This window comes from Sellimonas caecigallum (genome assembly GCF_019754295.1).
Lineage (GTDB): Bacteria > Bacillota > Clostridia > Lachnospirales > Lachnospiraceae > Sellimonas > Sellimonas caecigallum.
In genome coordinates this window covers 1-2,570 of the sequence record NZ_VIRV01000042.1, presented here as the reverse complement: position 1 = coordinate 2,570, position 2,570 = coordinate 1, and the positions used below count along the sequence as shown (strand labels likewise).

2 protein-coding genes are annotated in these 2,570 nt (G+C 46.5%); both read left to right on the top strand.

Annotated elements, in window-relative coordinates:
• The first annotated feature begins 150 nt into the window (after nucleotides 1–150).
• A complete protein-coding gene (gene istA / locus FLB61_RS12875; protein ID WP_221920423.1) occupies nucleotides 151–1,716 on the top strand; it encodes an IS21 family transposase in 1,566 nt (521 codons plus the stop codon).
• Complete coding sequence (locus FLB61_RS12870) at nucleotides 1,713–2,474, top strand: ATP-binding protein (RefSeq protein WP_221920422.1); 762 nt, start codon at nucleotides 1,713–1,715, stop codon at nucleotides 2,472–2,474. Before istA ends, FLB61_RS12870 begins: the two co-directional genes overlap by 4 nt.
• Nucleotides 2,475–2,570 lie beyond the last annotated feature (96 nt).

Sequence of the window (2,570 nt, the reverse complement as noted above, 5' to 3'; positions counted from 1 at the left end):
TGCAAATTCCAGTCGATCGGTGCGTTCATTTCAGAATTAGCGGTGCACCTATTCTGAAATAGCGGTGCACTGATTCCATTCTAAACGGTGCGCTTTCTTTTATAATGAACAATGAAACTCGTTCATTACAAGTTGAGAAAGGAGCACCAAATGCAAAAATACTCAACAATCATTGGTGTGATTGAATTACGCCAAAGCGGTATTGGATACCGCACTACCAAGAAGCGGTACAACATAGGAAACAGTACCGTAACACTTATTATGAACCGCTTTCATGAACTGGGGCTTCCCCTGGAGGAGTTGAAAGCAATGCCGCCGAAGAAAGTCGAGGAGGCTTTCTATCCGCCAGAGAATCTCCGCCGTGCTGAAAAGGAATTGCCAGATTTCTTTCAGATCCATCAGCGTATGATGGCGATGGCGACTCCCGATCTTGCATTCCAGTGGCTGGAATACAAGAAAGAGCATCCGAATGGCTATCAACTGTCACAGTTCTATAAGCTCTACAGAGATTTCCTGAGAGAAAATTTGGGACAGAATTCTGTATCTATGCCTGTTGAACGGATCCCGGGAGAGCGGATGTATATCGACTGGATCGGCGATCAGCCTGAACTACTGACGGATCCTGCAACCGGCGAGATACACAAAGTTCATGTGTTCGCTACGACGCTTGGCTTCAGCAGCCGTGTATATGCAGAAGTATTCCTTGATGAGAGGCTGCCAAGTTTTATTACCGGCGTTGTCCACGCACTGGAATACTATGGGGCTGTTCCGAAATATCTTGTTCCAGACAACCTGAAGACCGCGATTTCTAAGCACTCAAAGGACGAATTGATCCTGAATTCAGCTTTTTCAGATCTGGAGGATTTCTACGATACGATTGTACTGCCTCCACCGCCGCGCAAGCCGAAAGGGAAACCGACGATAGAAAACCACGTCCGTTTTTTGGAGACACATTTAATCGAGCGCTTAAAAGAAAACATATTTACAAGTCTCGATTCCCTGAACAAAGAAACCCAAAAGATAATAGCGGCAATCAATCAAGCGGATTTCCGGAATAAAAATGATATCCGCAGGACACGGGAGTATGCCTTCCAGACCTACGACAAGCCCAAAATGAAGCCTCTTCCATCGGGCAGCTTTACGACTTGTGATTATAAATATTTTCTGCGTATACCAGATAATTACCACCTTGAATATGACAGCCACTATTACTCTGTATTGTATACGTATCACGGAAAACCTGCAATGTTCAAAGCTACAATGAGTGAGATAAGGATCTGTGATGAGAATAACAGGCTTTTATGTAAGCATGTACGCTCCTATAAGGATTTTCCGCGTTATATCACAGACGACAGTCATATGCCCCCGGAACACCTGTATTACAAGGAACTGAATGCACATGACGGGGCGTATTACCGCAGATGGGCATCCGTTTATGGAGAATCCATGGTTACGCTCATTGACCGTATTCTCCGCAGCGTGAAGCATGAAGAACAGACATACAACAGCTGCAAGGGGATTCTGCATATGTGCAATGATGTCCCACGTCATATCGCTGCGGAAGCAGCCCAGATTTGTATTGATGCATCCGCATGCAAGTACACTTACTTCAAGAAAGCCCTTAGCCGTCTGGTTAACCACGAACCGACAGGAAAGAGCGCAGCCGGACACCTTCCGGAACATGAAAACATCAGAGGGAGGGACTGCTATCAATGAATGAGAATCTTTCCCTTACTCATGAGGAACTCCTGATCTGTGAACGTTTGCGTTCCCTGAGGATGTCCGGAATGGCAGATGCATTTGAAAGCCAGATGCTGGATCCGAATGCCGATCTGGCGCCCTTCATTGAACGGTTCACGGAGATTGTAAACCATGAATGGCAGATACGATACGACAAAAAGTTTAAACGCTATCTGAAACAGGCACATCTGCGCTATCCGGATGCTGATCTGGATGAAACCATTTATGATCCCGCAAGAAAACTGGACACAACTGCGATTGAGCGGCTGGCAACCTGCCATTGGATTGATGAAGGCAAGAATCTCCTGATTACCGGCATGACAAGTAGCGGGAAAACACACCTGAGCAATGCCTTGTGTATCTCTGCTCTTCGCCAGCTGAAGACGGTACGATATATCCGGGCAAACACGCTCATGCTTGAACTGGAGCAGGCTAGGCTGAAGTCAACCTATCTGGAATACGTTACCGCACTGTCCAAACTTGATCTGCTTGCGATTGATGACTTTGGTCTCATGGAGCTGGATCTGGATAAATGCCGAGATCTCTTCGAAGTGATCGACGGACGGGATGGACGCAGATCTACAATCATCATTTCACAGTTTCCGATCAAGTCATGGTTTGATCTGTTCCGGGAACACACTTATGCAGATGCCTGCCTTGCACGCATTACAGACAAACGACATAGTTATAGGCTCGAAATGAATGGCATCAGTATGCGCGTAGCTGAGAAATAAGCATCTGTCATCAGAGGGATGATGCTCCGCACCGTTTAAAATGGACTGAGCGCACCGTTGGTGCGGAGCATATGCCCCCTTTTACTGGAATTTGCA